The organism is Actinomadura sp. NPDC048955 (assembly GCF_040649435.1).
Classification (GTDB): domain Bacteria; phylum Actinomycetota; class Actinomycetes; order Streptosporangiales; family Streptosporangiaceae; genus Spirillospora; species Spirillospora luteofluorescens.
Window position 1 is genome coordinate 68,243 of sequence record NZ_JBEZJI010000028.1, and the last position, 23,389, is coordinate 91,631.

26 protein-coding genes and 1 tRNA gene are annotated in these 23,389 nt (G+C 69.0%); 17 read left to right on the forward strand and 10 right to left on the reverse strand.

Annotated elements, in window-relative coordinates; genetic code table 11:
* The first annotated feature begins 317 nt into the window (after positions 1-317).
* The 3 genes from AB0C84_RS25370 (at position 318) to AB0C84_RS25380 (ending at position 3,213) form a co-directional block, all read left to right on the forward strand.
* Positions 318-818, forward strand: a complete 501-nt coding sequence (locus AB0C84_RS25370; RefSeq protein WP_361070819.1) for a hypothetical protein — start codon at positions 318-320, stop codon at positions 816-818.
* Between the two features lie 647 nt (positions 819-1,465).
* Positions 1,466-2,020: a DUF4365 domain-containing protein gene (locus AB0C84_RS25375; protein WP_361070822.1), complete on the forward strand. Its 555-nt coding sequence runs from the start codon at positions 1,466-1,468 to the stop codon at positions 2,018-2,020.
* Positions 2,017-3,213 carry a hypothetical protein gene (locus AB0C84_RS25380; protein ID WP_361070825.1) on the forward strand — a complete coding sequence of 399 codons (1,197 nt, stop codon included), beginning with the start codon at positions 2,017-2,019 and terminating at the stop codon, positions 3,211-3,213. The genes AB0C84_RS25375 and AB0C84_RS25380 overlap by 4 nt, the downstream gene beginning before the upstream one ends.
* A gap of 33 nt (positions 3,214-3,246) precedes the next feature.
* Here the strand turns inward: AB0C84_RS25380 and AB0C84_RS25385 are convergent, their stop codons facing one another.
* A complete protein-coding gene (locus tag AB0C84_RS25385) occupies positions 3,247-3,876 on the reverse strand; it encodes a 2'-5' RNA ligase family protein (protein WP_361070828.1) in 630 nt (209 codons plus the stop codon).
* Positions 3,873-5,252, reverse strand: a complete 1,380-nt coding sequence (locus AB0C84_RS25390; protein WP_361070831.1) for a hypothetical protein — start codon at positions 5,250-5,252, stop codon at positions 3,873-3,875. The genes AB0C84_RS25385 and AB0C84_RS25390 overlap by 4 nt, the downstream gene beginning before the upstream one ends.
* Positions 5,253-5,682: 430 nt before the next feature.
* Here AB0C84_RS25390 and AB0C84_RS25395 point away from each other — a divergent pair, with 430 nt between their 5' ends.
* The 11 genes from AB0C84_RS25395 (at position 5,683) to AB0C84_RS25445 (ending at position 13,370) form a co-directional block, all read left to right on the forward strand.
* Entirely contained in the window at positions 5,683-6,072 is a 390-nt protein-coding gene (locus AB0C84_RS25395) for a hypothetical protein (protein WP_361070834.1), read from the forward strand.
* 5 nt (positions 6,073-6,077) lie between these two features.
* The gene (locus AB0C84_RS25400) at positions 6,078-6,305 is read left to right on the forward strand and encodes a hypothetical protein (protein WP_361070837.1); all 228 of its coding nucleotides are present in this window, start codon (positions 6,078-6,080) and stop codon (positions 6,303-6,305) included.
* Complete coding sequence (locus tag AB0C84_RS25405; RefSeq protein WP_361070840.1) at positions 6,293-6,718, forward strand: hypothetical protein; 426 nt, start codon at positions 6,293-6,295, stop codon at positions 6,716-6,718. The genes AB0C84_RS25400 and AB0C84_RS25405 overlap by 13 nt, the downstream gene beginning before the upstream one ends.
* Before the next feature lie 157 nt (positions 6,719-6,875).
* The gene (locus tag AB0C84_RS25410) at positions 6,876-7,607 is read left to right on the forward strand and encodes a GntR family transcriptional regulator (RefSeq protein ID WP_361070950.1); all 732 of its coding nucleotides are present in this window, start codon (positions 6,876-6,878) and stop codon (positions 7,605-7,607) included.
* Positions 7,608-7,748: 141 nt separating this feature from the next.
* Positions 7,749-8,177, forward strand: a complete 429-nt coding sequence (locus AB0C84_RS25415) for a plasmid replication, integration and excision activator (protein ID WP_361070843.1) — start codon at positions 7,749-7,751, stop codon at positions 8,175-8,177.
* Entirely contained in the window at positions 8,177-8,455 is a 279-nt protein-coding gene (locus AB0C84_RS25420; protein ID WP_361070845.1) for a hypothetical protein, read from the forward strand. The genes AB0C84_RS25415 and AB0C84_RS25420 overlap by 1 nt, the downstream gene beginning before the upstream one ends.
* Entirely contained in the window at positions 8,452-8,760 is a 309-nt protein-coding gene (locus tag AB0C84_RS25425; RefSeq protein WP_361070849.1) for a hypothetical protein, read from the forward strand. Before AB0C84_RS25420 ends, AB0C84_RS25425 begins: the two co-directional genes overlap by 4 nt.
* An 89-nt stretch (positions 8,761-8,849) precedes the next feature.
* On the forward strand, positions 8,850-10,307 hold the full coding sequence (locus AB0C84_RS25430) for an FtsK/SpoIIIE domain-containing protein (RefSeq protein ID WP_361070852.1): 1,458 nt from the start codon (positions 8,850-8,852) through the stop codon (positions 10,305-10,307).
* Positions 10,304-12,007, forward strand: a complete 1,704-nt coding sequence (locus tag AB0C84_RS25435) for a replication initiator (RefSeq protein ID WP_361070855.1) — start codon at positions 10,304-10,306, stop codon at positions 12,005-12,007. The genes AB0C84_RS25430 and AB0C84_RS25435 overlap by 4 nt, the downstream gene beginning before the upstream one ends.
* A complete protein-coding gene (locus tag AB0C84_RS25440; RefSeq protein ID WP_361070858.1) occupies positions 12,004-12,213 on the forward strand; it encodes a helix-turn-helix domain-containing protein in 210 nt (69 codons plus the stop codon). The genes AB0C84_RS25435 and AB0C84_RS25440 overlap by 4 nt, the downstream gene beginning before the upstream one ends.
* Entirely contained in the window at positions 12,210-13,370 is a 1,161-nt protein-coding gene (locus tag AB0C84_RS25445) for a tyrosine-type recombinase/integrase (RefSeq protein ID WP_361070861.1), read from the forward strand. Before AB0C84_RS25440 ends, AB0C84_RS25445 begins: the two co-directional genes overlap by 4 nt.
* A gap of 79 nt (positions 13,371-13,449) precedes the next feature.
* On the opposite strand, the gene AB0C84_RS25450 is transcribed toward AB0C84_RS25445, so the two are convergent.
* Positions 13,450-13,522, reverse strand: a tRNA-Thr gene (locus tag AB0C84_RS25450).
* A gap of 183 nt (positions 13,523-13,705) precedes the next feature.
* On the opposite strand from AB0C84_RS25450, the gene AB0C84_RS25455 reads away from it, so the two are divergent.
* Both AB0C84_RS25455 and AB0C84_RS25460 read left to right on the forward strand, forming a co-directional pair.
* Entirely contained in the window at positions 13,706-14,053 is a 348-nt protein-coding gene (locus AB0C84_RS25455) for a YciI family protein (RefSeq protein WP_361070864.1), read from the forward strand.
* Positions 14,050-15,222 (forward strand): sigma-70 family RNA polymerase sigma factor, encoded by a 1,173-nt coding sequence (locus tag AB0C84_RS25460; protein WP_361070868.1) that lies wholly within the window; start codon positions 14,050-14,052, stop codon positions 15,220-15,222. The genes AB0C84_RS25455 and AB0C84_RS25460 overlap by 4 nt, the downstream gene beginning before the upstream one ends.
* On the opposite strand, the gene AB0C84_RS25465 is transcribed toward AB0C84_RS25460, so the two are convergent.
* The 7 genes from AB0C84_RS25465 to AB0C84_RS25495 all read right to left on the reverse strand — a co-directional run bounded on the left by AB0C84_RS25465 (position 15,191) and on the right by AB0C84_RS25495 (position 21,916).
* Entirely contained in the window at positions 15,191-16,096 is a 906-nt protein-coding gene (locus AB0C84_RS25465) for an EamA family transporter (protein WP_258940642.1), read from the reverse strand. The genes AB0C84_RS25460 and AB0C84_RS25465 overlap by 32 nt on opposite strands.
* A 40-nt stretch (positions 16,097-16,136) precedes the next feature.
* Positions 16,137-17,051, reverse strand: coding sequence for a 23S rRNA (guanosine(2251)-2'-O)-methyltransferase RlmB (gene rlmB, locus AB0C84_RS25470; RefSeq protein ID WP_361070873.1), 915 nt, complete (start codon positions 17,049-17,051; stop codon positions 16,137-16,139).
* A gap of 125 nt (positions 17,052-17,176) precedes the next feature.
* A complete protein-coding gene (cysS, locus tag AB0C84_RS25475) occupies positions 17,177-18,571 on the reverse strand; it encodes a cysteine--tRNA ligase (protein WP_361070876.1) in 1,395 nt (464 codons plus the stop codon).
* A gap of 80 nt (positions 18,572-18,651) precedes the next feature.
* A complete protein-coding gene (locus tag AB0C84_RS25480; protein ID WP_361070879.1) occupies positions 18,652-19,476 on the reverse strand; it encodes an alpha/beta fold hydrolase in 825 nt (274 codons plus the stop codon).
* Complete coding sequence (locus AB0C84_RS25485) at positions 19,463-20,716, reverse strand: sigma-70 family RNA polymerase sigma factor (RefSeq protein ID WP_361070882.1); 1,254 nt, start codon at positions 20,714-20,716, stop codon at positions 19,463-19,465. The genes AB0C84_RS25480 and AB0C84_RS25485 overlap by 14 nt, the downstream gene beginning before the upstream one ends.
* Positions 20,713-21,129, reverse strand: a complete 417-nt coding sequence (locus AB0C84_RS25490; protein WP_361070885.1) for a YciI family protein — start codon at positions 21,127-21,129, stop codon at positions 20,713-20,715. The genes AB0C84_RS25485 and AB0C84_RS25490 overlap by 4 nt, the downstream gene beginning before the upstream one ends.
* Before the next feature lie 46 nt (positions 21,130-21,175).
* On the reverse strand, positions 21,176-21,916 hold the full coding sequence (locus tag AB0C84_RS25495; RefSeq protein ID WP_361070888.1) for a DUF6585 family protein: 741 nt from the start codon (positions 21,914-21,916) through the stop codon (positions 21,176-21,178).
* A gap of 207 nt (positions 21,917-22,123) precedes the next feature.
* On the opposite strand from AB0C84_RS25495, the gene AB0C84_RS25500 reads away from it, so the two are divergent.
* Positions 22,124-23,191 (forward strand): DUF2637 domain-containing protein, encoded by a 1,068-nt coding sequence (locus AB0C84_RS25500; RefSeq protein WP_361070891.1) that lies wholly within the window; start codon positions 22,124-22,126, stop codon positions 23,189-23,191.
* Positions 23,192-23,389 lie beyond the last annotated feature (198 nt).

Consider the following 23,389-nt stretch of genomic DNA (forward strand, 5'->3'; position numbering starts at 1 on the left):
TTACAAGGTCCCCAAACGATCACTGGCCCCGTCCAAATCAGTCCGCACGCTGGGACAATGACCTGCGCACCGTCCGAACTCGTTCACCCTGGTTCAAGATCATCCATTCGCGTGGCTCCCACCGTGGCTCCCGTGGATGCCCGACCGGTTGACCGTGTTCCAAGCGTTTCGATCACGGTCAAGGTGGCTGGCTCGCTACTCCGTGCTGACCTCGGGCTTGAGAGCTGATTACGTGTGGCGACGTTTGCAGGTGTTGCTGTCACTGCTGTGAGTGCTCGCCCCATCGCCTGTCAGACCGCTTCCCTATGATCCCCAACGTGGCTGATCTCTTGGATTCGGTAGTCGAACCTTATGGCGCAGCGGATCACCAGATGTTCGGCATCTGCGATGCACGGGCCTTCGTCGAGCGTGACCTCGCTGCACCGGTGCCTGGGCATGGCTGGCTCGGCGTGGGGAGATCTGCCGTGCTGGTCCGAGTAGTGATGGACTTTCTCGGGCTTCACGTCGGTGTCGAACGTTGGAACGGCGAGCCGCCGGAGCCACAAGACCCTGAGGTCACCGACACCGCATTCCTGCACTTCCCAACAGGCTCACTGACGTACGACGCGGTTGCAGCCGGCGGCAGACGCGGCTTCTTCACCGTGCCTCCTGGGACGTACAAGGTCCGCATCTCGGGCTGGGGACGCGCAGATATCTGGGACAGGTGGAGTGAGATCAACGACGATCTCGACGGCGATGAAGCGGAGGAAGCCACTCGGGCACTTCGGGGCCACGAACGCTACCTCCTCCAACTCTGGCCCTCCACGCCCGAGCGCTGAGCGGTCTTCGATCACGCCCCGTCGCCCGAAAGACTAGGCCGGATGCAGGCTCTTGAGGATCTGCCTGAGCACCATCGACCGTCACAGACGCACCAGCCTGTCCGGAGGGTGCTCTCGCGCGAATGGCGCGCGCCCCGTGACAGACAGATTCGCGCGGGAGTGCCCTCCGGCTCCAGGAGGGGTCTGGGGAACCACGGGGTTCCCCAGTAGCGCCCGCCCAGCCGATATTCCGGCAATCTCCCCCGCGGCTCCAATAGTGCTTGACCACTGGTACGCCCTGGGGCTCGTCGCCGAACGGTCTCAGAGGCTCCAGCGTCGACTCCTCGGGGCGGTGGCGCGCCCCTGCGGGGAGCGGTCGGGGCGGGGCCGGAGGGTGTGGTGCGTCGCGCGGCCCGGCGCGGCCGGCCGGTGACCGGCGCCCACGCCGCACGCTCCGGGCGGCCTGGCGCGGGGCCGCGCAGCGGCCTGAGCGCCGCCGCCCCTTGATCCCAAACAGCCAAATTCGGCAAAGGACGCCGCACTACCCCTCGCGATGCATGGGTAGTCCGCTTTGCTAACCCCGCCGGGGCCAGGTGTGGCCAGTGTGTCACCGACGATGCATGAAGTTCTCTCTTTTGCGAGCGCCCACCGAGAGTTACCATCACGGCATGACAGATCCACAACTGAAGGAAGCGCCGAAGCGTGAGGTGATTAGAGGATATCCGAACCGCTATACCAAGATGATGGAACAGTTTCAAGAGAGCTATATACGTGCTGTCGCAGCTTCCGCCGGTTGCATTATTGCTCGATTCGAAATAGATGATGGCATCGACCTATTGCTAACCCATAAGTCGGACCGCCATATGGGCGACAAGGTTGCGCGACTTGAAGTGCAACTAAAAGCCACTTCGGATTACGTTGGCAGAGATACAGATTTCTTGACTGCAACAATGAGGCGTGACCGGTGGGAATACTATCGAACCAAGGATTGCACGATCAATAAGATTGTGGTAATCATGTCTATGCCTGCACTGCAAGATGACTGGATACTTGCCGGACATAAGGCGCTGTCCATGCACCATTGCGCTTACTGGGTGAATCTACATGGGGCGAAGTTCACAAACGCGGAAAATCCAACCGTTAGGGCGTCAAAAGACCACATATTTGACGACATTGCGCTATGTGAAATGATGGTACGCATAGGTCAAGGGGGTCGACCGTGAGCTCGCCCAGCCCGCCAGAAGTAGAGACCGAAACCCTAACAGCTCTCTTGAGATATTTCGACTGGGCTCCGCGTTCGAAAGTTCCAGGACGTTACGAAGTCTGGAGCGCCGATGAGTCAGACGATAAAGAATTGATTATCCCCTTAAACCCCAGTATGGGTGATTATAATGAACTCCTGATTCGCGCTCACAGATTTGTGATCTCCCAATACGGTCGCGCTGCCCGTGAACTATCGCGTACCCTCAACCTGCGCTTCCGAGCAGGGCTGAACTCAACGCAATGGAAGAAGGAGACTAATCTTGAAGGCGGGATAATTGGCTGGGAAGAGGGGGAGGACCTTTATGAAGCTGCCCGCGCGCAACTGGTTGCCTCCGCAAAAGCAACCAGAGAGAGACGCCGCTACCATGGAAATTCCAGTGCCTACGTAGCGAAGAAATTTCTAGAGAACAGCTTTATGGGCCAAACCGAAGTGGGCAGCTTTATCATCACTGCGTACACTCCATCAAATCAGCGCTTCCATGTCTCCAAGCATTCCGAGGAGATTCATCTAATTAAGCCGAGAGAAGCTGAGACGCTTCCCGGTAGTGCAGTTACTGAAACTTTCGAACGTGCACTCAAGGCAATACGGGTTGGCTTGGAGGAGTACAAGAAGCGACCACGGCCTGAACTATTCCTCGAAACCGTGCAAGAGGGTGTCTCATATGAGTTCACAAAGGCACTGAGTCAGATCACTCACGGCGGTGACTCGGAAATAGAAATTCTCCATCACTCGCACTCCTCCGACCGCGATTACAAGGTGCAAGTAGCATTTGAGGCAGTTGAATCCCCGATTCTATCGCAAGTGGCTAACGTATTTGCTCTAGATCCAGAGCCGCAGGACGTCACACTTATCGGAGAGGTCACCCTGCTAAGCAGATCAACAGATTCATCGGATAGAGTAATTCGTTTGAACGTAGCCGACGGCGCAGATGTCCGTAAGGCTCGGGTACGACTGAATGCCGATCAATACGACGTTGCGATGGAAGCTCACAGACTTGAAGCTAACCTAAAGATCAGCGGAAGTCTCGAAAAAGAGGGCAGGCTATATTGGCTCTACCATCCGCGTGACCTTTCCATCGTGCGTGACGAAGAACTGGAGGATCTTACCGCTCCTCCGAATTGGCAAACAACCATGTTTGATCCACCTAGCTAGCAAGTAAATTGGACTCAGCGCGTAGAGGTCACGCTAATGGCAACCAAGGGCGACGGTCCCGATTGGGCGCCAGTCCCAAAGGCGTTCAGGACCTTGTTGTGCCACTAGGGTCACGGTGTTGATATTAAACTCGGCGGCCTGAACCTTTCGGCCGAGTGCGGCGATTATCGGGTCGGCGGGTTGGTCAGACTCGCTATAGGCAAGAGTCATGTGTGGCGTCCACTGAGCGGAACCTTCGGTGTGCCCTTCGTGGCCGGTAACATTGAGCGTGGCTGTCTGGACAGCGGCGCGGATCTGTCTCAAGGGGTCTGATGGGTGGGCTGCGACAGCGATCGCCTCGGGGTGGTAGAGAACGCGGCTGAGTGTCACGGTGACGGGTGGGAGTGCGGCCAGCAGTTGGGATGCGGCGGTGAGCATCGTGCGCTGCTGCTCGGTGGTGGTCTCCCCGGTAGGGCCGACTACGAGAGTGGTGATGTGGAGCCACTCAATCGGCGTCATGTGGAGCCCACGGAATCCTGCAAGTCGCTTCTGAGCAGTGTGGGCGAGGTCGCGTGCCTCGGGTTGGTCGCCTACGAGGATGTGCCAGTAGAGCGTGCCTTGGCCGGGGCCGGGTTCCTGGCGGTTCTGCCAGCGGTTGACCATGCGGGTGGGCAGGGGGCTCATGAGCGCTCCATGTCGGGGTCGTCGGTCAGGGCGGCGGCATTGAAGTCGCGGATTTGCGCTCTGAGTTGGACGGCTAGCGAGGTGTCTCGGTAGCGGGGGTGGCTGAGTCGGCGGTCGAGGTCGGCGACGTACCGCGTGACGGTGGTCAGGCGCATGCCCGGGTCGAGTGTGAGTAGCTGGGCGAGTTGTTCGGCGGTGCCTTCAAGGTCGCCTTTGAGTAGGTGGGCTACTCCGGTGCCGACGCGGATTTGGGCCCAGATCGCTGGGGCGACGGGTGCGCCTGCTGCCCATGCGGTGTCGGCCATTTCGGCGGCTTGGAGAGCTCCGTCCGGGTCGCCTGTTCGGGTGGCCACCGCTAGCGCGAAGAGGGCGCGGCGCTCGGTGGGGAATGACCAGACGGAGCGGTCGGTGGGGCTGTCGTGGATGGTCTCGGCGGTCTGCTCGGCTCGTTTGACGGCCTGGCGGGCTCTGGTCTGGTCTCCGAGGAGGGCGGCGGCGTTGGCCTCGTACCAGGCGAGTTGCGTCTTCATCGGTGTGTGCGGGCTGGCTTCGTAGCCTTGCCGGGCGAAGTCGGCGGCTTCGATGAGGCGGTCTTGCCATCGGGCCGTTTTGGCTTGGGCGTACCAGGCGAACGCCTCGTTGGTGCCGGCTTCTCGGGCGAGCATGAGGGCGGCGGCTGCGTACTGCTCGGCGTGGTGGTCGAGGTTGACGTCACCGAAGATCACGGCTGCGTGTGCGAGGAGATCGGCGTCAATGCGTAGTAGTTCGCGGGTGTGGCGGGGGCGGGGCCGGCTGCTTTCCAAGAGGTCTTGCGTGCGGCGGTGAAGGCGAAGCACCTGGGACAGCAGGCTTTTCGCAGGGACCTGGGTGTGTGCGCTGGAGAGTGACGTGGTCGAGCGGGCAAGGCTCTCGATCGTCTCGTCTGCCGTGTCGCTGGTCGTCAGCCATCGCGTCAGCCGGGAGAGGTCCGTTGTGGTGGCCGGGTCGGACGGGTCGGCTCCGGTCGGTCTGGGGTCGGTGCGCACGATCCCCGTGCGGGCCTGGGGTTCGGGGGATCTGGGGGCCGGTACGCCGGGGTGGGTTCCTGGTGCGAGACCGAGGGCCATGCGGGCGTTGTCGGGCATCTGGAGGCCGTCGGCGATGCGCTCGAACACGTGCAGCTCGGTGACGCGGCGCCCGTTTTCCTTCATGTGCTCGCTGACTCTGCCTTGGGTCAGGGTGCAAGCGATCGCCATCTGAGTCTGAGTCACGCCTGCGTACTGGTTCAGGAGATGGAAGACAGTCCCGATTTCGCGGGCATTCAGTGCCTGGATCATCTGCGGGCGTTCCCACAGTTCATCGGGGATGACGATCGGGTCTGAGGCCCGTCGCGGCATGGGTTCTCCCTCCGTGTGACCAGACGTTGCCGAGCGTATATCCCACTGTGAGATACCGCCTGGGGATGGGCAGGGGCCGGGGCTGGGGCGGATCGTGTGCGGCATGACGCAGCAGCAAGATGCGGGCAAGCCGGACTGCGGGTCCTGTGGTGGTCGGGGGTGGAAGTTCGTTCACCCTCGGCGGGCGGTCCTGGTGGGGCTGCCGGGTGGTTCGGGGCCGCCGGTCGACCGCAAGCCGTGTTGGTGGTGTGTGCCGGTGCGTGAGGAGCGCGCGGCGTAGTCCAGAAAGCTGCGGGGCCGGCGTAGGCGGTCAGGCGGATAAGGGTGTGATCGTCCGGCGCGGTGCGGTCATGCCTGCCGGGGGTGGTGGTGCGCCCCTGGGCCGTCGTTCGTCGGTCCCGCTCTCTTCTTCCCTATGGAGGTGGTGGCTGTGGGTGATGAGGTGAGGACGTGGGCGGCTGACGTAGTGCGGCAGTCGGCTGCTGTGGCGCTGGTGGCCGATCTGGAGCGGCGGGGTCTGGCGGCCGAGGTGATCGACCATGGCGCGGTGCGGGCGCGCAACCCGGTCGGTGAACCGGACGTCGGGGATCCGCGGGCGCGGGCGCTGAGTCCGGGACTGCGGCAGGAGGTGGTGTGCCGCACTCACCGGGGCGCGTTGTGGTGGTGGTGGGTCTGGTCGGGGCCGGACCGCCGTGCGCTCTCGGAGTTGGAGCCGCTGTGCCCGGCGGCCAACACCGCGTTCGCGGGTGAGCGGATCGCGCGGGTGCTGGCCGTCCCCTTCGCGAGCTCGCCGGATGCGGCGTCGGGCGAGTGCGAGTGATGGGCGTGTCATGGGCGGCAGCGGCGTCGATGTCGCCGGAGATCAGTCGGCGGCCGGTGGCGGCGCAGATCGAACGGGAGTTCTCTGGGGTGGTGGCCTGGTACGGCACCGTCACCCAAGCATGGTGGGCCATGGTCCGGGTCCGCGGTAAGCACCTCCTGGTGGAGGCCAAGGGTCCGAGCGAGCTGCGGGAGGCGATCGTCACCGCGCGGGGCTGGACATGGCCGGCATGACGAGCGGGCCGAGCAGGGGCGGGCCGCACGCGGTGGGACACGACCGGATCGGGCTTGAATGCCCGGTCACGTGTCTCGGGGTGTGGACGGTCGGTGACTTGCTGGCCCTGCTTGTGGAGGCGGGGCGGGTGTCCGGGCTGCCTGCTGCTCCTGCCGATGCGGGCCTTGGTGCGCACAGGCATGAAGGCGGGCGCCTGTCTCGGGCGTGTCCGCTGGCGTGTTTGCAGTTGTCGACCAGGGTCCGCAACGCCTTGCGCAACGATCGGAACTGCACCGCGAAGACGGTGGGTGACCTGCTGGATCTGCTCTGGTCGCGTGATCTGCATGAGGTGCGGTTGATGGGTACGCGGGGAGTCGGCGAGGTGCATGCGGTGTTGCTGGCGGCAGGGTTCTCGGTGCCACGGCTGGGGTGAGCTTCGCGGCGGTCGGCGTCCCTTGCTGCTGCGGGGGTGGTGGCGCGATAAGTGTGGGTCGGAGCGGTCCGGTAGCCGTGACGTAGGCGCGCATGGGCGCTACTGTGCGGTGAAGTGCGCTTATGCGGTCAAGCGCCAGAGTCGTCAGGTGGTCGTCATGTCGGGTTTGGAGTTCGAGCCCCCCAAGTACGCGCGGGTGGTGCTGGAGTTGCGCCGCCGGATCGAGAACGGGGACTACGCGCCCGGCACCATGCTGCCCTCGGAATCTCAGCTTCTGCGGGAGTTCGCGGTGGGGCGTACCACGGTGGTCCGGGCGCTTCAGATGCTCCAGCAGGACGGATGGATCACTCGCGAGCACGGGCGCGGCTCGTTCGTCAAAGGCCGGCCCGCCTCGTCGGCGCTGCCATCTCGTCCGGGCCTGGCGGTGCTGGACCAACCCGAAACCGCGGCCGGGGTCTCACTGGTCGACGTCGGATCTGTGCATGCGCCCGCTGCGGTCGCCAGCCTGCTGGGCGGGGACCCCGGGCGTGTGGTGGCGCGGCGTTGGGTGACCGTCCGGGACGGTGTCGCCTCGGAGGTGGTGACGTGCTGGTTCCCGCAAGAGCTGGTGTACGGCACCGACCTGGACAAGGATGCGCGACTTCCGGTGGGGCTTCGAGCGCACCTGCGCACGGTCAAGGGCCTGCGCATCGATCACATCTCTGAGCGCATGACCGCGCGACTTCCCGTCGGCGACGAACCCCGCCTTTTGCAGATCAAGAAGTCGGAGCCGGTGCTGTCGGTGCTGGCCGGGCTGCATGATGCCTCTGACGCAGTGCGGTTCGTCGCCGAGATCGTGATGCCGGGGTCACTGCATGAGTTGGAAGACGTCTACAGCGTCCCCGAATGACTCAACCCTCCTGACCTGCCGATACTTCGGATGTGACATAGGTCACTCTTCTCAGAAGTTGTCCGGTCGAGTGGCTGAGGTACTTTCTAGGCATGCACTCGTCCGGACAAGCGGACGGGTGAACGTCTGGAGGTAGCCCCAATGGCGGTAAAGGGTCCGTTCAAGGTCGCGTTCGGGGACATGTTCCCCCACGGCGCGTTCGTCAAGGGCGGTGTGGAGGCGGTGCGCGACTTCGACGCGTCGACCAAGGAGAACTTCGTTCAGGCGCGGGACAAGGACACCGGCGAACTGGTGTGGGCCGTGGAAGTGGTCGACGGCGACCCCGAGTCCAAGGGGACCTTCAAGGTGAAGCTGACCGCGCCGGTTCAGCCGATCGTTCCGACGGCTCCGGCGGAGTTCCCGTTCGTGCCGGTGGAGTTCGAGGGCCTGGCGGTCACGCCGTACGTCAACTCCGGTACCGGGCGGCTGGCCTACAGCCTCAAGGCGTCGGCGGTCCTTCCGGCCAACTTCAAGGGCGGGGGCCGCACCGCGAGCAAGGACAGCGGCGCGGCTGCGAAGGATGCGGCCTGATGGCGGGCGGGCGGATGTCGGCGCTGTCGCTGCCGATCGATGCCGGGGCGTCGGTGGAGTTCAAGCCGTTCCGGGCGCGTACGCCGCTGTTCACGGTCTCGGCCGGTCGGGTGCTGGTCACCCTGACCCTTCCCGAGCGTGTGAGCGCGGGTGATGTGGAGTTCGCGCGGGGCCTGGCCTCTCAGGCTGCGGCGTATGCGTTGGAGGTGGAGCGGCTGTACCGGTCGGGGCGTCGCCCCTGTTCGGGCCGTTCCTTGGGCAAGGGAAAGGCGGCGTGATGGAGACCTCGTACAGCTTCACGACGGTGAGGGTGGACCCGGACGGCACCTCGGCCATCTCGGTCCACCTGATCCCGGACCGGCAGATGTCGGTCTACTGCTCGGACGGCGGTCACCGCGCGCAGATCGCGTTCATTCACGCTGGCGCGAACGTGACCATCACGCCGACCAACCCCGAGGCCCCGACCGCCGAAGACCTGGTGACCGCGCGCCGTCTGGCGGAGTTGTTCGGGCGGTACGCGGCCGAGGTGGAGCGGCTCCACGTCCTCAACGGCGCTTCGATGCCGGGCGAGTCGGCGGCCTGAAAAGCAGGTGGGGCGGCTGGAGCTGGAACCTCCGGCCGCCCCGCTTTCCCCTCCCCGCTGAACAGCGCATAGAAGAGGTGAGACCCATCATGGCATGGGAGTTCCGCAAGCTCGGTCCCGGTGAGAACGTCGCCGTAGAGGCCCAACGTGATCCGTTCGCCGCCCCGAAGTGGGCGCCCCCGGTGTGGCACATGCCGGAAGGGCTCGTGCTCTTGGTCAACCTCGTCCGGGTCATCGTCCGGACGGTTGTGTTCCTGGTCCGCAACATCGTCCCCGTCTCGGTCCTGTCCGGCTTGGCGTGGCTCGGCTACCGGTTCGGGTGGACGGTCCCCGTCGTGGTCCTGGCCCTCGTCGTATTGGGCCTGTCCGGGTGGGTGCTGGTGGACCGTCCGTCGTTCGTGCGGTGGGTGGGTCGTCCGGCCCTGGCCCGGTGGCGGCTGGTCACGGTGTACCGGCGGAACTGGCAACCGGTCCTCGTCACGGCGGGCCTGACCCAGGTTCACAAGGGCCGCGAGTACCTTCCATCGCTGGTCCGGGTCCGCTGCGGCCCGACGTCCGATCGCGTCCTGGTGAAGATGCTCAAAGGGCAGGCGCCCGACGCGTGGGAGGACGTCACTCCCAACCTGGCGCACGGGTTCGGCGCTGCCCTGGTCCGGGTCCGGGTCGGGGACCGTCCGGGGCGCGTGTGGCTGGAGTTCGTCCGCCGTGACGCCCTCGCCGTCCCGATCCCCGCGCTGCCCGTCCCTGACGCGTCGGCGGTGGACCTGTCTGGGGTGGAGATCGGACGGCAAGAGGACGGCTCGCCCTGGCGGCTGCGGCTCCTGGGGACGCACGTGCTGATCGCGGGCGCGACAGGTGCCGGCAAGGGGTCGGTCATCTGGTCGACCATCCGCGCTTTGCTGCCGCTCATGCTCGCGGGCCTGGTGGAGGTCTGGGCCGTCGACCCCAAACGCATGGAGCTGTCCTTCGGGCGGCCGTTGTTCGAGCGGTACGGGCGGTACTCCTCCGACCCGTCCGGCGGCATGGTCGCGCTCCTGGAGGACGCTGCGGCGGACATGAATGCTCGCGCGGAACGGTTCGCGGGCGTTACCCGGTCGTTCACGGCCACGCGTGAGCACCCCTTCCGGGTCATCGTGGTGGATGAGCTGGCCTTCCTGACCGCCTACTGCCCGGAGCGTGATCTGCGCAAGCGGGCCGAGTCGGCGCTTGCCGTGCTCACCAGTCAGGGCCGGTCGGTCGGTTACTGCGTGATCGGCGCCCAGCAGGACGCGCGCAAAGAGGTAAACAACCTCCGCAACCTATTCCCCGACCGCATCGCCCTGCGCCTCGACGAAGACGAGCAGGTCGACATGGTCCTCGGTGACGGTGCCCGCGACCGTGGCGCCCTCGCAGACCAGATCTCGTCCATCCCTGAGATCGGGGCTGGGGTCGGGTTCATCCGGCTGGAGACCACCCCCGACCCTGTCCGGGTGCGGGCGGCCTTCGTCTCCGATGACGACATCCGGGAGATGGTGGCGCTCGGCTTCCCTGATGTGGAGGCGGCGTGACGGTGCAACTGACCCTCGACGGTTCGCCTTCGGAGTCGGCTCCGGCTGGCGCGGGCTCGGAGGCGGGCGCGGTGGTCAAGACGCTTCCTCCCCTGGCGCGGGGCGTGCTGGAAGCGGTCGCGGTCGAACACGGCGTGTGCATCCGGCCCGTGCCGATGCGGCGGGTGGACCTCAACACCGGTGCGGCCGAGGTCGTCTATGTGCCGTGCGGTCACACGCTGGCCTCGGTGTGCCCGTCGTGCGCTGAGCGGAAGCGCAAGCTGCGGGCCGTGCAGTGCTCCCAGGGCTGGCACCTGACCGAGGAACCGGTCATCACGCGCGCCGACCCGAACGACGAGCAACGCGCCTGGATGGAACTGCGGGCGCAAGCGGCGGCGGCCCGTGACAAGGCGGCCGAGGAGGGTTCGGCGGACGGGGAAGACGTCGGGTTCTGGGACGCGGTCGTGCGTGACCTCGACAACGAACTCGAACGCACTGGAGTCCGTGGTGGCCTCAAGTCGGGTGAGGAGAGCAAAGGCCGGCGGACTCGTTCCACGCGGCGGCGGCAGGATGCCCCTGACCTTCCTCGGCGTCCGGTCGACTCCCGCACCCTCGGCAAGGTCTACCGTGGCCGCGACGGCAAGACGTTCCGGCCCTCGATCTTCCTGACGCTCACGCTGGACTCTTACGGGCGGGTGCGCTCGGACGGGACACCGGTCGACCCGAACGGCTACGACTACACGCGGGCCGCTCGGGATGCTCTGCACTTCTCCAAGCTGGTCGACCGGTTCGTGCAGAACCTGCGCCGGTTCGTCGGCTACGACGTCCAGTACTTCGCCACCGTCGAACCCCAACGGCGGCACGCGCCCCACCTGCACATGGCCATCCGCGGAACCATCTCCCGCGCCGAACTGCGCCAGGTCGTGGCGGCGACCTATCACCAGGTGTGGTGGCCCTCGATCGGTCGCGTGGTCTTCGAGGGGGATCACCTGCCGGTCTGGGATGACGTCGCGGGTGAGGACGGCGGCGGCTACCTCGATCCCGCTACCGGGGAAGTCCTTCCGACCTGGGATGACGCGCTGGACGCGCTCGGCCTGGACGACGACGCCGAACCGCTCCACGTGGTGAAGTTCGGGCGGCAGATCGACGCGCAAGGCGTCATGCCCGACTCGCCCCAGTCCCGCAAGCTGATCGGCTACCTGACCAAGTACCTGGTCAAGGGCGTGGCCGAATGCCACCAGGCCGAGACTGCGGCGCAGCGTGAGCACGTGGACCGGATGGCTGAGGCGCTCCGGTATGAGCCGTGTTCGCCCACGTGCGCGAACTGGCTGCGCTACGGCATCCAGCCCAAGAATCCGCGGGAAGGCATGGCCCCGGGCTTCTGCAAGGGCAAAGCACACCGACGCGAACACCTCGGCTACGGCGGACGTCGCGTCCTGGTCTCCCGCAAGTGGTCCGGCAAGACCCTCGCCGATCACAAAGCCGACCGCAAAGCGTGGGTCCTGGCACGGCTCGCTGAGGCTGGCATCCCCGTGCTCAACCCGGCTGACCCGAACGCCGTCCACGTCTGGGAACGCGCAGGCCCGGCCGATCCCGACGTCAAGCCGACCGAAGCGCGGCTCCTGCACCTGATCAACGAACGCATCCAACGGCGCCGCCAACTCGACGCCGCCACACAGAACAACACCCCCCAACTCTCGGCAACTGCGGAGGCAGCGTGAGCACTGCGGCGAACGGAGTGGACGAACCGCTCCTGTGGAAGCCGGAACAGGCGGCCGTGAAGCTCGGCATCGGACGAACCAAGGTCTATGACCTGATGCGCGCCGGGGCGCTGCGGTCAGTCCGGCTCGGTGGCTCTCGACGGATTCCGGCAAAGGCGCTGGCGGAGTTCGTTGCCCAGCTCGAAGAGGAAGCGGACGCAGCATGACCAAGCGACGGGGCAACGGCGAGGATTCGATCTACAAGGACGGCGACCGTTGGCGGGGCGCGGTCTCCGTGGGCTACGACGACAAGGGACGGCGCATCCGTAAGAAGGTCTCGGGCCGGACGCGTGCGGAGGTCGCTCGCAAGCTCAAAGAGGTCCGCGAGGCAGTCGATACGGGCACGGTGCCGGACGACCGGATCACGGTGAAGGCGTTCCTTGAACGCTGGGTTTCGGTGAACCTACCGGGCACCGTGGCAGAGTCCACGGAAGACGACTACGCCGACATGGTTCGTCTGCACCTGGTCCCGGCCTTGGGCCGCAAGAAGCTCAACAAGCTCACGGTGGCAGAGGTCGATCGGCTCTGGAACGCCAAGCGAGAGGCCGGCTACGCCGCGAACTCCCGCAAGAACATGCGCAACGTCCTGCGTCGCGCACTCGCACAAGCAGAGCGGGAAGGGCTCGTAACACGCAACGTCGCCGCGCTTTCGGCAGCTCCCCGCGCAGCCCAGCGGGAGGGCCGGACGCTCACGCTCGACCAGGCGAAGAACCTTCTGAGGTCGGTGGAAAGCCACCGCTACGGAGGTGCGATCACCATCGCCTTGGCGTACGGCCTTCGCCGCGGCGAGGTGCTCGGGCTCCTCTGGAGGAACCTCGACTGGGAAGCCGGGACGCTGCGGCTCACGCACGCGGTGAAGCGAATCAAGGATCGTGACAAGAACAGCGGTCGCAAGACGCGCATCGTGCTCAGCGAGTTGAAGACGGCCAAGTCACGGCGGACTCTCGTGCTTACGCCAGAGATCGTGAGCAAGCTCCGCACGCTGCATGCCGACCAGGCGAAGGCACGGCTCGCGCTCGGCGAAGCCTGGCAGAATCACGGGCTGATCTTCCCGTCCGAGGTGGGCACGCCTACCGACCCGGACAACTTCTCGCACACGTTCTCCAAGCTGGCCCAGCGAGCGGGCCTGGGTCACTGGCATCCGCATGAGCTGCGGCACTCGGGGGCCTCGCTGATGCTGGCGCAAGGCACGCCGCTGCATGTGGTCTCGGAGATCCTCGGGCACGCGGGCATCGCCATCACGAAGGACACATACGGTCACCTGATCGTGGACGACAAGCGCGCAGCGGCCGAAGCCATGAGCGGCGCACTGTTCGGCGGCTGATTCCCGTGGCTCCCACGGTGGCTCCCACGGTGTTAGCAAAAGCCCCCTTCCAGCACTGGGAAGGGGGCTTTGAGCTGGGAGCCGGCGAGGGGACTTGAACCCCTAACCTTCTGTTTACAAGACAGATGCTCTGCCAATTGAGCTACGCCGGCGGGCTCGTCCCGCATCGTAGTCGACTTGGGGGCTCGGGGGGATACGGGGAGTTCTTCTGGGGTGGGTGTCGATCTGGCGGGGGGCCGTTCGTCTGGGGGTGGGGGCGCCTTGGTCGTGTTGGGGGTGCGCACGGGCGGGCATCGCGGGGAAGGAGAGGGGCAGGGGTTCGTGGAGGAGGAGAGATGAAGTCCTACGTGCTCAACATCATCCAGCCGGTGGGGGAGGTGCCGCCGCCGGAGGTGTTGGAGCCGATCATGGCGCGGCTCGCGGAGGTTCGGCGGGATCTGGAGCGGCAGGAGTGCTGGGTGTTCGGGCGGGGGCTGGAGCAGCCGGAGGCGAGCACCGTGGTGTCCACGCGGGGGGACGAGGTGATCGCGACGGACGGGCCGTGGACGGAGGGCAAGGAGCACATCGGCGGCCTCGCCGTCATCAGGGTGGCGGACCTGGACGCGGCGCTCAAGGTGGCGGCCAGGTTCACGCAGGTGACCGGGTTGCCGATCGAGGTGCGGCCGTTCCAGGGCGAGGGGTGATCGAGCAGGTCTTCCGGGAGGAGCACGGGCGCGCGGTGGCCGTGCTGGTCCGGGTGTTCGGCGATGTGGACGTCGCCGAGGAGGCGGTGCAGGAGGCGTTCGCGGAGGCGGTGCGCCGGTGGCCGGGCGAGGGGACGCCGGCCAGTCCGGCGGGCTGGATCATCACGACGGCGCGGAACAAGGCGATCGACCGGCTTCGGCGGGAGGCCGCGCGGGCCGGGAAGTACGCGCAGGCCGTGCTGGTCAACGCGGCGGAGCCGGTCGAGGCGTCCGTCGTGGAGGACGATCGGCTGCGGCTCATCTTCACGTGCTGCCATCCGGCGCTGCGGATGGAGGCGCGGGTCGCCCTGACGCTGCGGCTGCTCGGAGGGCTGTCGACCGCGGAGATCGCGCGGGCCTTCCTGGTGCCGGAGAAGACGATGGCGCAGCGGCTGGTGCGGGCGAAGGCGAAGATCCGGGACGCCGGGATTCCGTACCGGGTGCCCGAGAAGGAGGAGCTGCCCGGGCGGCTCGCCGGCGTGCTGGCGGTCGTCTACCTGGTGTTCAACCAGGGGTACGGGGGGCGCGAGGAGTCGGGGGCCGAGGCGATCCGGCTGGGGCGGGTGCTGCGGGAGCTGATGCCGGACGAGCCCGAGGTGCTGGGGTTGCTGGCGTTGATGCTGCTCGTCGAGTCCCGCAAGGACGCCCGGCGGCGGGACGGGGAGCTGGTGCTGCTGGCCGAGCAGGATCGCGGGCTCTGGGATCGGGAGCTCGTGGAGGAGGGGCAGGCGCTCGTCCGGCGGTGCCTTCGGATCGGACGGCCGGGGCCGTACCAGATCCAGGCGGCCGTCAACGCGGTGCACGGTGATGCGGCGGACGCCGAGGACACTCGGTGGGATCAGGTGCTCCAGTTGTACGACCAGTTGATGGTCGTGGCGCCGAGTCCTGTGGTGGCGCTCAATCGGGCTGTGGCGGTCGGTGAGGTTCAGGGGGCCGGGGCCGCGCTGGAGCTGGTCGAGCGGCTCCAGCTGGGCCGGTACTACCTGTTCCACGCGGTGCGTGCTGATCTGCTGCGGCGGCTGGGGCGGGACGCGGAGGCGGCCGAGGCCTATGGCGAGGCGATGAGGCGTACGGAGGACGAGGCCGAGCTCGCGTTCCTCAGGAGGCGGCGGGCTTCGGTCTCCGGTTGAGGGTCTGGCCGGCGACGAGGGCGCCCAGGGCGATGGTGAAGCCGGTGACCTGCCACGGGGTGAGGGTCTGGCCGAGGATCGCCAGGCCCGCGAGGGTGGCGACCATCGGGTTGGTGAGGCCGAGGAGCGAGACGGACGTCGGGGGCAGGCGGTCGATGCCGCGGAACCACAGGGCGTAGGCGATCGCGGTGCCGACGATGCCGAGGTAGGTGAAGCCGAGGAGGTTCTCGCCGGTCAGGGAGGACGGGGCGCCTTCGAGCACCAGGGTGAGCGGCAGGAGGACGATGCCGCCGACGGTGAGCTGCCAGCCGGTCATGACCAGGGGCGATTCGGGGCGTCCCCACTTCTTCGCCAGGACGATCGCGGTGGCCATGAGGGACGTCGCGGTGAGCATGGCGGCGATGCCGAGGGGGTCGAGGCGGGCGTCGGCGCCGAGGGTCAGCAGCGCGACGCCGCCGGTGCCGGCGAGGGCCGAGTACAGGACGGCGCGGGCCGGGCGGATCCGCAGGACGCCGATCGACAGCAGCGCCACGACCAGGGGCTGGACGGAGCCGATCGTCGCGGCGACGCCGCCGGGGAGGCGGTAGGCGGCGAAGAAGATCAGCGGGAAGAAGGCGCCGAAGTTCAGCAGGCCGAGGACGATCGACTTCCACCACCAGTCGCCGCGCGGGAGGCGGCGGGTGGCGGCGAGCAGCACCAGCCCGGCGGGCAGGGCCCGCATCGTGGCGGCGAGCAGGGGGCGGCCGTCGGGCAGGAGGGTGGTGGTGACCACGTAGGTGGTGCCCCAGCTCGCGGGGGCGAGGGCGGCGAGGACGAGGTCGGAGGCGTAGCGGGTGCGCAGGGCCGGTGCCGGGAGGGCTGTCGTCTGGTTCACCTCAACGTCAATTATCTGAACGTTGAGATTATTTCCGATCTCAGGCGCGCAGGCGGCTGATCTCGTACAGGGCGATGCCCGCGGCGACTCCGGCGTTCAGCGACTCGGCCCTGCCCGGCATCGGGATCGTGACGAGCATGTCGCAGGTGTCGGCGACGAGACGTCCGAGACCCTTGCCCTCCGAGCCCACGACCAGCACGAACGGCCCCGAAGCGAGTTCCAGGTCGGCGACGGTCACACCGCCGGCGGCGTCCAGGCCGGCGACGAAGCAGCCGGCCTTCTGGTAGGCCTTGAGCTGGCGGGAGAGGTTCGTGGCCTGCGCGACCGGGATGTTCGCGAGGGTGCCGGCGGACGACTTCCAGGCGCCGGCCGTGACCCCCGCCGCGCGACGCTCCGGGACGACCACGCCGGTCGCGCCGAACGCGGAGGCGGACCGCACGATCGCGCCGAGGTTGCGGGGGTCGGTGATGCCGTCCACCGCGACGACCAGGGGGGCCTTGCCCTTGAGCAGGTCGTCCGGGTGCGCGTACCGGTAGGGCTTGACCTGCAGCGCGATGCCCTGGTGGACGGAGCCGTCGGTCAGCCGGTCCAGCTCGTTCTTGCCGGTCTCCAGCAGCGGGATGCGGCGGTCGGCGGCGATCTGGATCGCCTCGCGCACCCGCTCGTCGGTGCCGGACATGACGTACAGGGCCGTGCCGGGGACGCCCGCGCGCAGCGCCTCGACGACCGGGTTGCGGCCCGTGACCAGCTCGGGGACCTCGCCGGTCGCGCGGCGCGCGCCCGCGGGACGCCCGGCCGGACGGTTCTCGGCCTGGCTCTGGGCGCGCGCGCCCGGCCCCAGCGTCGGGGTGCCGGTGCGCTTGGAGCTCTTGACGGCGCGGGCCTTCTGGCGCTTGCCGTGCCAGTGCCGGTCCTCGGCCTTGGGGGTGGGACCCTTGCCCTTGTTCTTGGCCATTGTCGGTTACGCCCCTCGCGACGATTGCGTGCTCGCCCCTGCCGGGCGGCTCAAGATCTCAGCGGACGGCGACGAACCCCCGCGAACGCTCGATTTTATCCGCCGCGCGGGTGCGCCATGCACGGTCAGCCGCGCTTCAGCTCCCAGCGGGGACCCTGCGGGGTGTCCTCGACGAGGACGCCGGCCTCCGACAGGCCGTCGCGGATCGCGTCGGCCGCCGGGTAGTCCTTGCGGGCGCGGGCCGCCTGCCGCTGCTCCAGCGCCACCTTGACCAGGGCGTCCACGACGGGGCGCAGGTCGTCCTCGCCCGCGGTCCGCCACTGCGGCGAGAGCGGGTCGATGCCGAGGGCGTCCGCCATCGCACGGACGGCCGCCAGGCGCTCCCGCACCGCGTCGCGGTCGCCGGACGCCAGGGCGCTGTTGCCCTCCCGGACGTTCTCGTGGAGCGTCGCGAGCGCCTGCGGGACGCCCAGGTCGTCGTTCATCGCGGAGGCGAACGCCGCCGGGACGGAGGCCGGCGACCCGGCCCCCACCAGTTCCGATGCCCGCGTCACGAAGCCCTCGATGCGCTGGTAGGCGGAGACCGCCTCGGCGAGGGCGTCGTCGGTGTAGTCCATCAGCGACCGGTAGTGCGCCGAGGCGAGGTAGTAGCGCACCTCGACCGGACGGGCCTTGCCCAGCAGGTCGGGCAGCAGGACGACGTTGCCCACCGACTTGCTCATCTTCTCGCCGTCCACGGTGAGCAGGCCGTTGTGCAGCCAGTAGCGCGCGAAGCCGTCGCCCGCGGCACGGGACTGCGCGATCTCGTTCTCGTGGTGCGGGAAGATCAGGTCGACGCCGCCGCCGTGGATGTCGAACACCGGGCCGAGGTAGCGGGTCGCCATGGCCGAGCACTCCAGGTGCCAGCCGGGGCGCCCGTCCCCCCAGGGCGTCTCCCAGGACGGCTCCCCCGGCTTCGCGCCCTTCCAGAGCGCGAAGTCGCGCGGGTCGCGCTTGAGCTCCTCGTTGGGGGTGTCGCCGGCGGAGCGCATGTTCTCCAGCCGCTGGTTCGACAGGGCGCCGTACTCGTCCGCCCAGGACTTGACGTCGAAGTACACGTCGCCGCCCGCGGCGTACGCGTGGCCCTTGTCGATCAGCCGGCGCATCAGGACGATCATCTCCGGGACGTGCCCGGTGGCGCGCGGCTCGATCGTCGGCGGCAGGCAGCCGAGCAGGTCGTAGCCCTGGGTGAAGGTGCGCTGGTTGCCCTCGGCGACCGCGAACCACGGCACCCCCCGCTCCGCCGACACCGCGATGATCTTGTCGTCGATGTCGGTCACGTTGCGCGCGAACGTCACCTCGTAGCCGGACGCGCGCAGCCAGCGCAGCAGGACGTCGTAGATGACGCCCGAGCGCAGGTGCCCGATGTGGGGGGCCGCCTGCGGGGTCGCACCGCACACGTACATCCCCACGCGGCCCTCTTCCAGGGGCTCGAACGTGCGGACGCTACGGGTACCGGTGTCGTAAAGGCGCAGGCTCACGGGTTCAGGTTATTGGATCGGCGTCCGGCTACGTGGCGCATCGCACAGGCCGGACTCTGCCATCCGGCCGTGCCGCGGGGTCACTCCACCGGGAACGTCTCCGCCAGCCGGGCGGCGAACGCGGCGGCGTGCGGGCCGAAGCCGCCGTGGTCGCCGGGATAGATGTCGGCGGACGTTCCGAGCCGCTCCGCCAGCTCCAGCGCGGCCCGATGAGGCGGCTCGCCCGCGGACTCCGCCCCCGCCGCCGGGACGATCCGGACGGACGACCCGCGCAGCGCCTCCACATCGGGCTCGTACCGCCCGAAGCCCGGCACCTCGTACCCGACGAAGAAGTCGGTGTTCTTCTCGAAGCGGGCGAACATCTCCCGCATCTCCGGGCTCGGCGGCTCCTGCTCCGCGGGCCCCTCCTCCTCGCCGCCGCCCATGCCCAGCGCGGCGCCGAACGTCCCCATGGCGGGGCCGACACCACCGTCGCGGTAGGCGCGTTCCACGTCCGCCATGACGGTCTCCCAGTGGTCCGCGTCCGGCAGGAGCGTCAGCAGAGGCGGTTCGTGGGCGACCACCGCGCGCACCTGCCCGGGATGGCGCGCGGCGAGCTCCAGCCCGATCTGCGCGCCCGAGCTGTTGCCGAACACGAAGGCGGGGCCTCCGGCGACCTCGGCGAGCAGCCGGGACGCGTCGTCCGCGTGCGTCTCGACGCGCTGCCGCTCCGGCGGCCCGTCGATCGGGCTGCGCGAGTTGCCGCGCCGGTCGTACGTCACGACCGTGTACCGGTCGGCGAGCGGCCCGGCGAGGCCGGCGAAGCCCGCCGCGTCGTAGATCCCGCCGCAGATCAGCAGCAGGACGGGCCCGGAGCCGCGCACCTCGTAGTAGAGGGTCGCGCCGGGGACCTCAAGCTTTCCCATCGCAGTCTCCTTCGTTGAGCCGGGCGGCGCGGGACTCGAGGTAGCGCCGCTCGGGCAGGCTCGTGGTGCCGCGGGCGGCGTCCCGGTACGCCTCCCGCGCGGCCGGCGCGTCGCCGGCGGCCTCCAGCAGGTGGGCCCGGACGGCCGCCAGCCGGTGATGCCCCTCCATCCGGGTGTCGCCGTCCAGCGCGCGCAGCAGGTCGAGGCCGGCGGACGGCCCGTCCACCATGGCCAGCGCGACGGCCTCGTTCAGCGTGACCATCGGGTTCGGCGCCAGGTGGGCCAGCACCCGGTACAGCGCGAGGATCTGCGGCCAGTCGGTGTCCTGCGGCCGGGCGGCCTCGGCGTGCACGGCGGCGATCGCGGCCTGCACCTGGTACGGGCCGGGCGGCGACCAGGTGAGCGCGTCGGTGATCAGCTCGGCGCCCTCCCGGATCTGCTCGGGGTCCCAGAGCGTCCGGTCCTGCTCGGTGAGCGGGACCAGGAGCCCGCCGCCCGCCGTGCGGGCCGCGCGGCGGGCGTCGGTGAGCAGCATCAGCGCGAGCAGCCCGGTCGCCTCCCCGTCGCCGGGCAGCAGCCGGTGCAGCGCCCGGGCGAGCCTGATGGCCTCGGCGGTGAGGTCCGCGCGTCGCAGGTCGGGCCCGCTGGAGGCGGTGTACCCCTCGTTGAAGATCAGGTACAGCGTGTGCAGGACGGCCCGCAGCCGCTCGTCCCGCTCGTCCGGCGGCGGGGCCGCGAACCGCGCCCCCGCCGCCTTGATCTTCTGCTTGGCGCGGCTGATCCGCTGCGCCATCGTCGCCTCCGGGACGAGGAACGCGCGGGCGACCTGCGCCGTCGTCAGGCCGCCGACGGCCCGCAGCGTCAGCGCGACCTGCGAGGACGGCGTCAGCGCCGGATGGCAGCACAGGAACAGCAGCGTCAGCGTGTCGTCGCGGTCGGCCGCACGGTGTTCATCCGGGCCGGGCTCGGCGGGCTCCTCCGCGGCCACCGCCGCCTCGCGGTCGCGGCGGGCCCGCTCGCTGCGCCACTGGTCGGTGAGCCGCCGGGTCGCGACGGTCAGCAGCCAGCCGCGCGGGTTCTCCGGAACGCCTTCCCCCGGCCACTGGACGGCGGCGGCGAGCAGCGCCTCCTGGACGGCGTCCTCGCACGCGTCGAAGGCGCCGTGCCGCCGCACGAGCGTGCCGAGCACCTGCGGCGCGAGCTCGCGCAGCAGGTCCTCGACGGCCGGGGGCGTCCTCACATCTCCGTCCCGGAGTCCTGCATGATCGCCCGGACCTCCAGGTAGCCGCCGTACTTGACGTCCGGCCAGCGGGCGGCGATCTCCAGGGCCCGCTCCTCGGTGTCGCAGTCCACGCTGACGTAGCCGGCGAAGTGCTCCTTGGCCTCCAGGAACGGGCCGTCCGTCACGGCCGGCCGCCCGTCCCTGACCGCCACGGTCCTGGTCAGGGACGGGTCGGCCAGCGCCGCCCCGCCGACCAGCTCGCCCGACTCCGACAGCTCGGTCATGATCGCCTCGACCTCGCCGAACAGCGCGGTCCGCTCCTGCTCGGTCAGCTCCTCCAGGAAGCCGGGACGGTTGTAGATCATCAGCATGTACTTCACGGTCGTCTCCTCGTCGTCGTGCGGCCCCGTCTCCGGGCCCGTTCGCAACACGATCGGAGCGGCCGGCCGGTTCTCGACATCCCCGCCGAAAAAATCTTCAGAAATCTTCGACCAGGTCTCTGACCTGGTGACACAGGACATTGAACGCTAGCGCGTCCGGCATCCGGGAGGCGACCGTCGCCAGATCCGCCCGGCCCGGGCGGGCGTGCACGGTCACCATCCCGCTCCCGATCACCACGTCCCGGACGGCGCTCCACGGCAGCCGCTCGCCGTCCTTCTCGACGCCCTCCAGGTCGACCGCGAAGGGGCCGATCCGGACGGACTCCCCCGCCTCCACCGACGTCAGGAGGCGCGGGACGATCCGGGCGGTCACCTCCTGGGCGACGGCCACGCCGAGCGTCCGGACGTCGGGGATATCGTCGCCGAGCCGCAGCACGCTCCCGTCGTCGGCGACGACCGTGAAGCACCACCGGACGCGCCCGCCGGGCCCGCCCGGAACGCCGGCGACCGTCACCGAGACGAACTCGTCCCACGTGCGGGCCCCGCCGCCCGGCCCGGTGACCGCAAGGCCCCCGGTGTGGAGGGCGGCGACGCGGCCCCGGAAGCGCGGACGGTCGCGCCCCGCGATCCATCCGGCGGCGGCCGCGTACCCCATCGACAGGAGCAGCGCCGGGACGCCCACCCACCACACGCGGGCGTGCAGGTACACGACGGCCGCCGGGACGAGCGCCGCGGCGGCCAGGCACAGCAGAGCCAGCCACGCCCAGGTCCGGCGGGCGGCGGCCCGCCCGTCGAAGATCCGGACCGGTTCGCCGAGCCGGTCCCGAGGGGACGCCACGACGCCGCTACCCGGCCGCGCGGGCCCGCGTGACACGCACGAACCTGCCGCACGCCATCACTGCCTCCCTTGCCCTGTCATCACCAATACCGTACGTCTCCCCACTTATAGTGCGCAGCGTCACAGTGATCACGAAGAACTTGCGGTTCGGCGGCGTCCCGGCTGGTTAATCTCGGCGGAGGACCCCTCCCATCCGGAACGAGAGACATGCCGACTGACCCGACCCGGCCCTCCTACACGCCCGTGCAGCGGCGGCTGCTCACCGCCGTCGCCGGTCTCGTCGTCGCCGCGCTCGCGGGCGGCGCGTTCGCGCTGACCTACGACGTGCTGCGCGAGCTCGCCGTCGCCGGCGGGGTGAGCCGCCGGTGGGCGCCGCTGTACCCGGCGATGGCCGACACCCTCACCGCCGTGACGATCCTGTCGCTCGTCGTGACCCGCAACGCCCGCTGGTGGACGCGGCTGCCGCGCTGGACGCTGCTGGTCCTGCTGCTCGCCGGGGGCGCCGCGGTCTCCGTCCAGCACTCGGTCCGCGGGTTCGGCCCGCTGCCGGACGACGCGGTCCGCACGGGCGTGGCGGTGGCGCCGCACGCCATGCTCGTGATCGCCGTCTGGCTGTGGCTGACGATGGTCAAGCAGATCCGGGTGGCGCGGCCCGCCGCCGGGGACGAGGCGCCGGTCGAGGCGCAGCGCGGCCACGTCAAGGTCCTCGGGCCCGCGGCGCCGCCGCTCGCGCTGGAGGCGCCCGCCGAGCCGGAACCAGAGCCGGAACCGGAACCGGAGCCGGAACCGGAGAGCGAGCCCGAGCCCGAAATGCGGCGCGGGCCGATCCTGCCGTTCAAGGACGAGCCCGAGTGGCCCGCCGCCGAGAAGCCCGCACCCGTGCCGGAGGAGTTCACCCCCTTCGCCGCCGACGAGAGCCTGTCGTCGGAGCCGGCGCCGCCGCTGGACCCGCTGCCGCAGCCGCGCCCGCCGCTTGACGCGGTACCGGACCTGCTGCCGACGGACGTCGAGCTCGTCCGGGGCCGCGACCGCTCCGCCGAGGAGCCCCCGGCCGCCGCGACCACCCGCCCCGACCTCGTGATGCCCCCGCCCCGGGACGCCGACGAGGACGCCGACGAGGACGCCGACGAGGACGAGCACGACGGCCCGCCCGCCGACCGCGCCGAAGACCCCGACGCCGGAGACTCAGGCGCGGACGACCGCGCGGGCAGGGACGACTGGAACCCGCCGCCGTCCGGCAACTTCCGCAGCGGCCCCGTCCCACCCGCCGACTAAGGCTGTGTTGAATTCAGTCCCGGCCCACTTCGCTCGCCTGGCGACTCGCTACGTGACCTGGCCTGGGCGAACGCGGCATCGCTTCGCGATCTGCCCGGTTCCGCTCGCCTCCGGCTTCGCTCCACCGGGCAGGTCACGCGTTCGCGCGCAACCTAGGCCCGCCGAGACCGGCTCTCTCCGGGGCCTTTGCCCTGATCT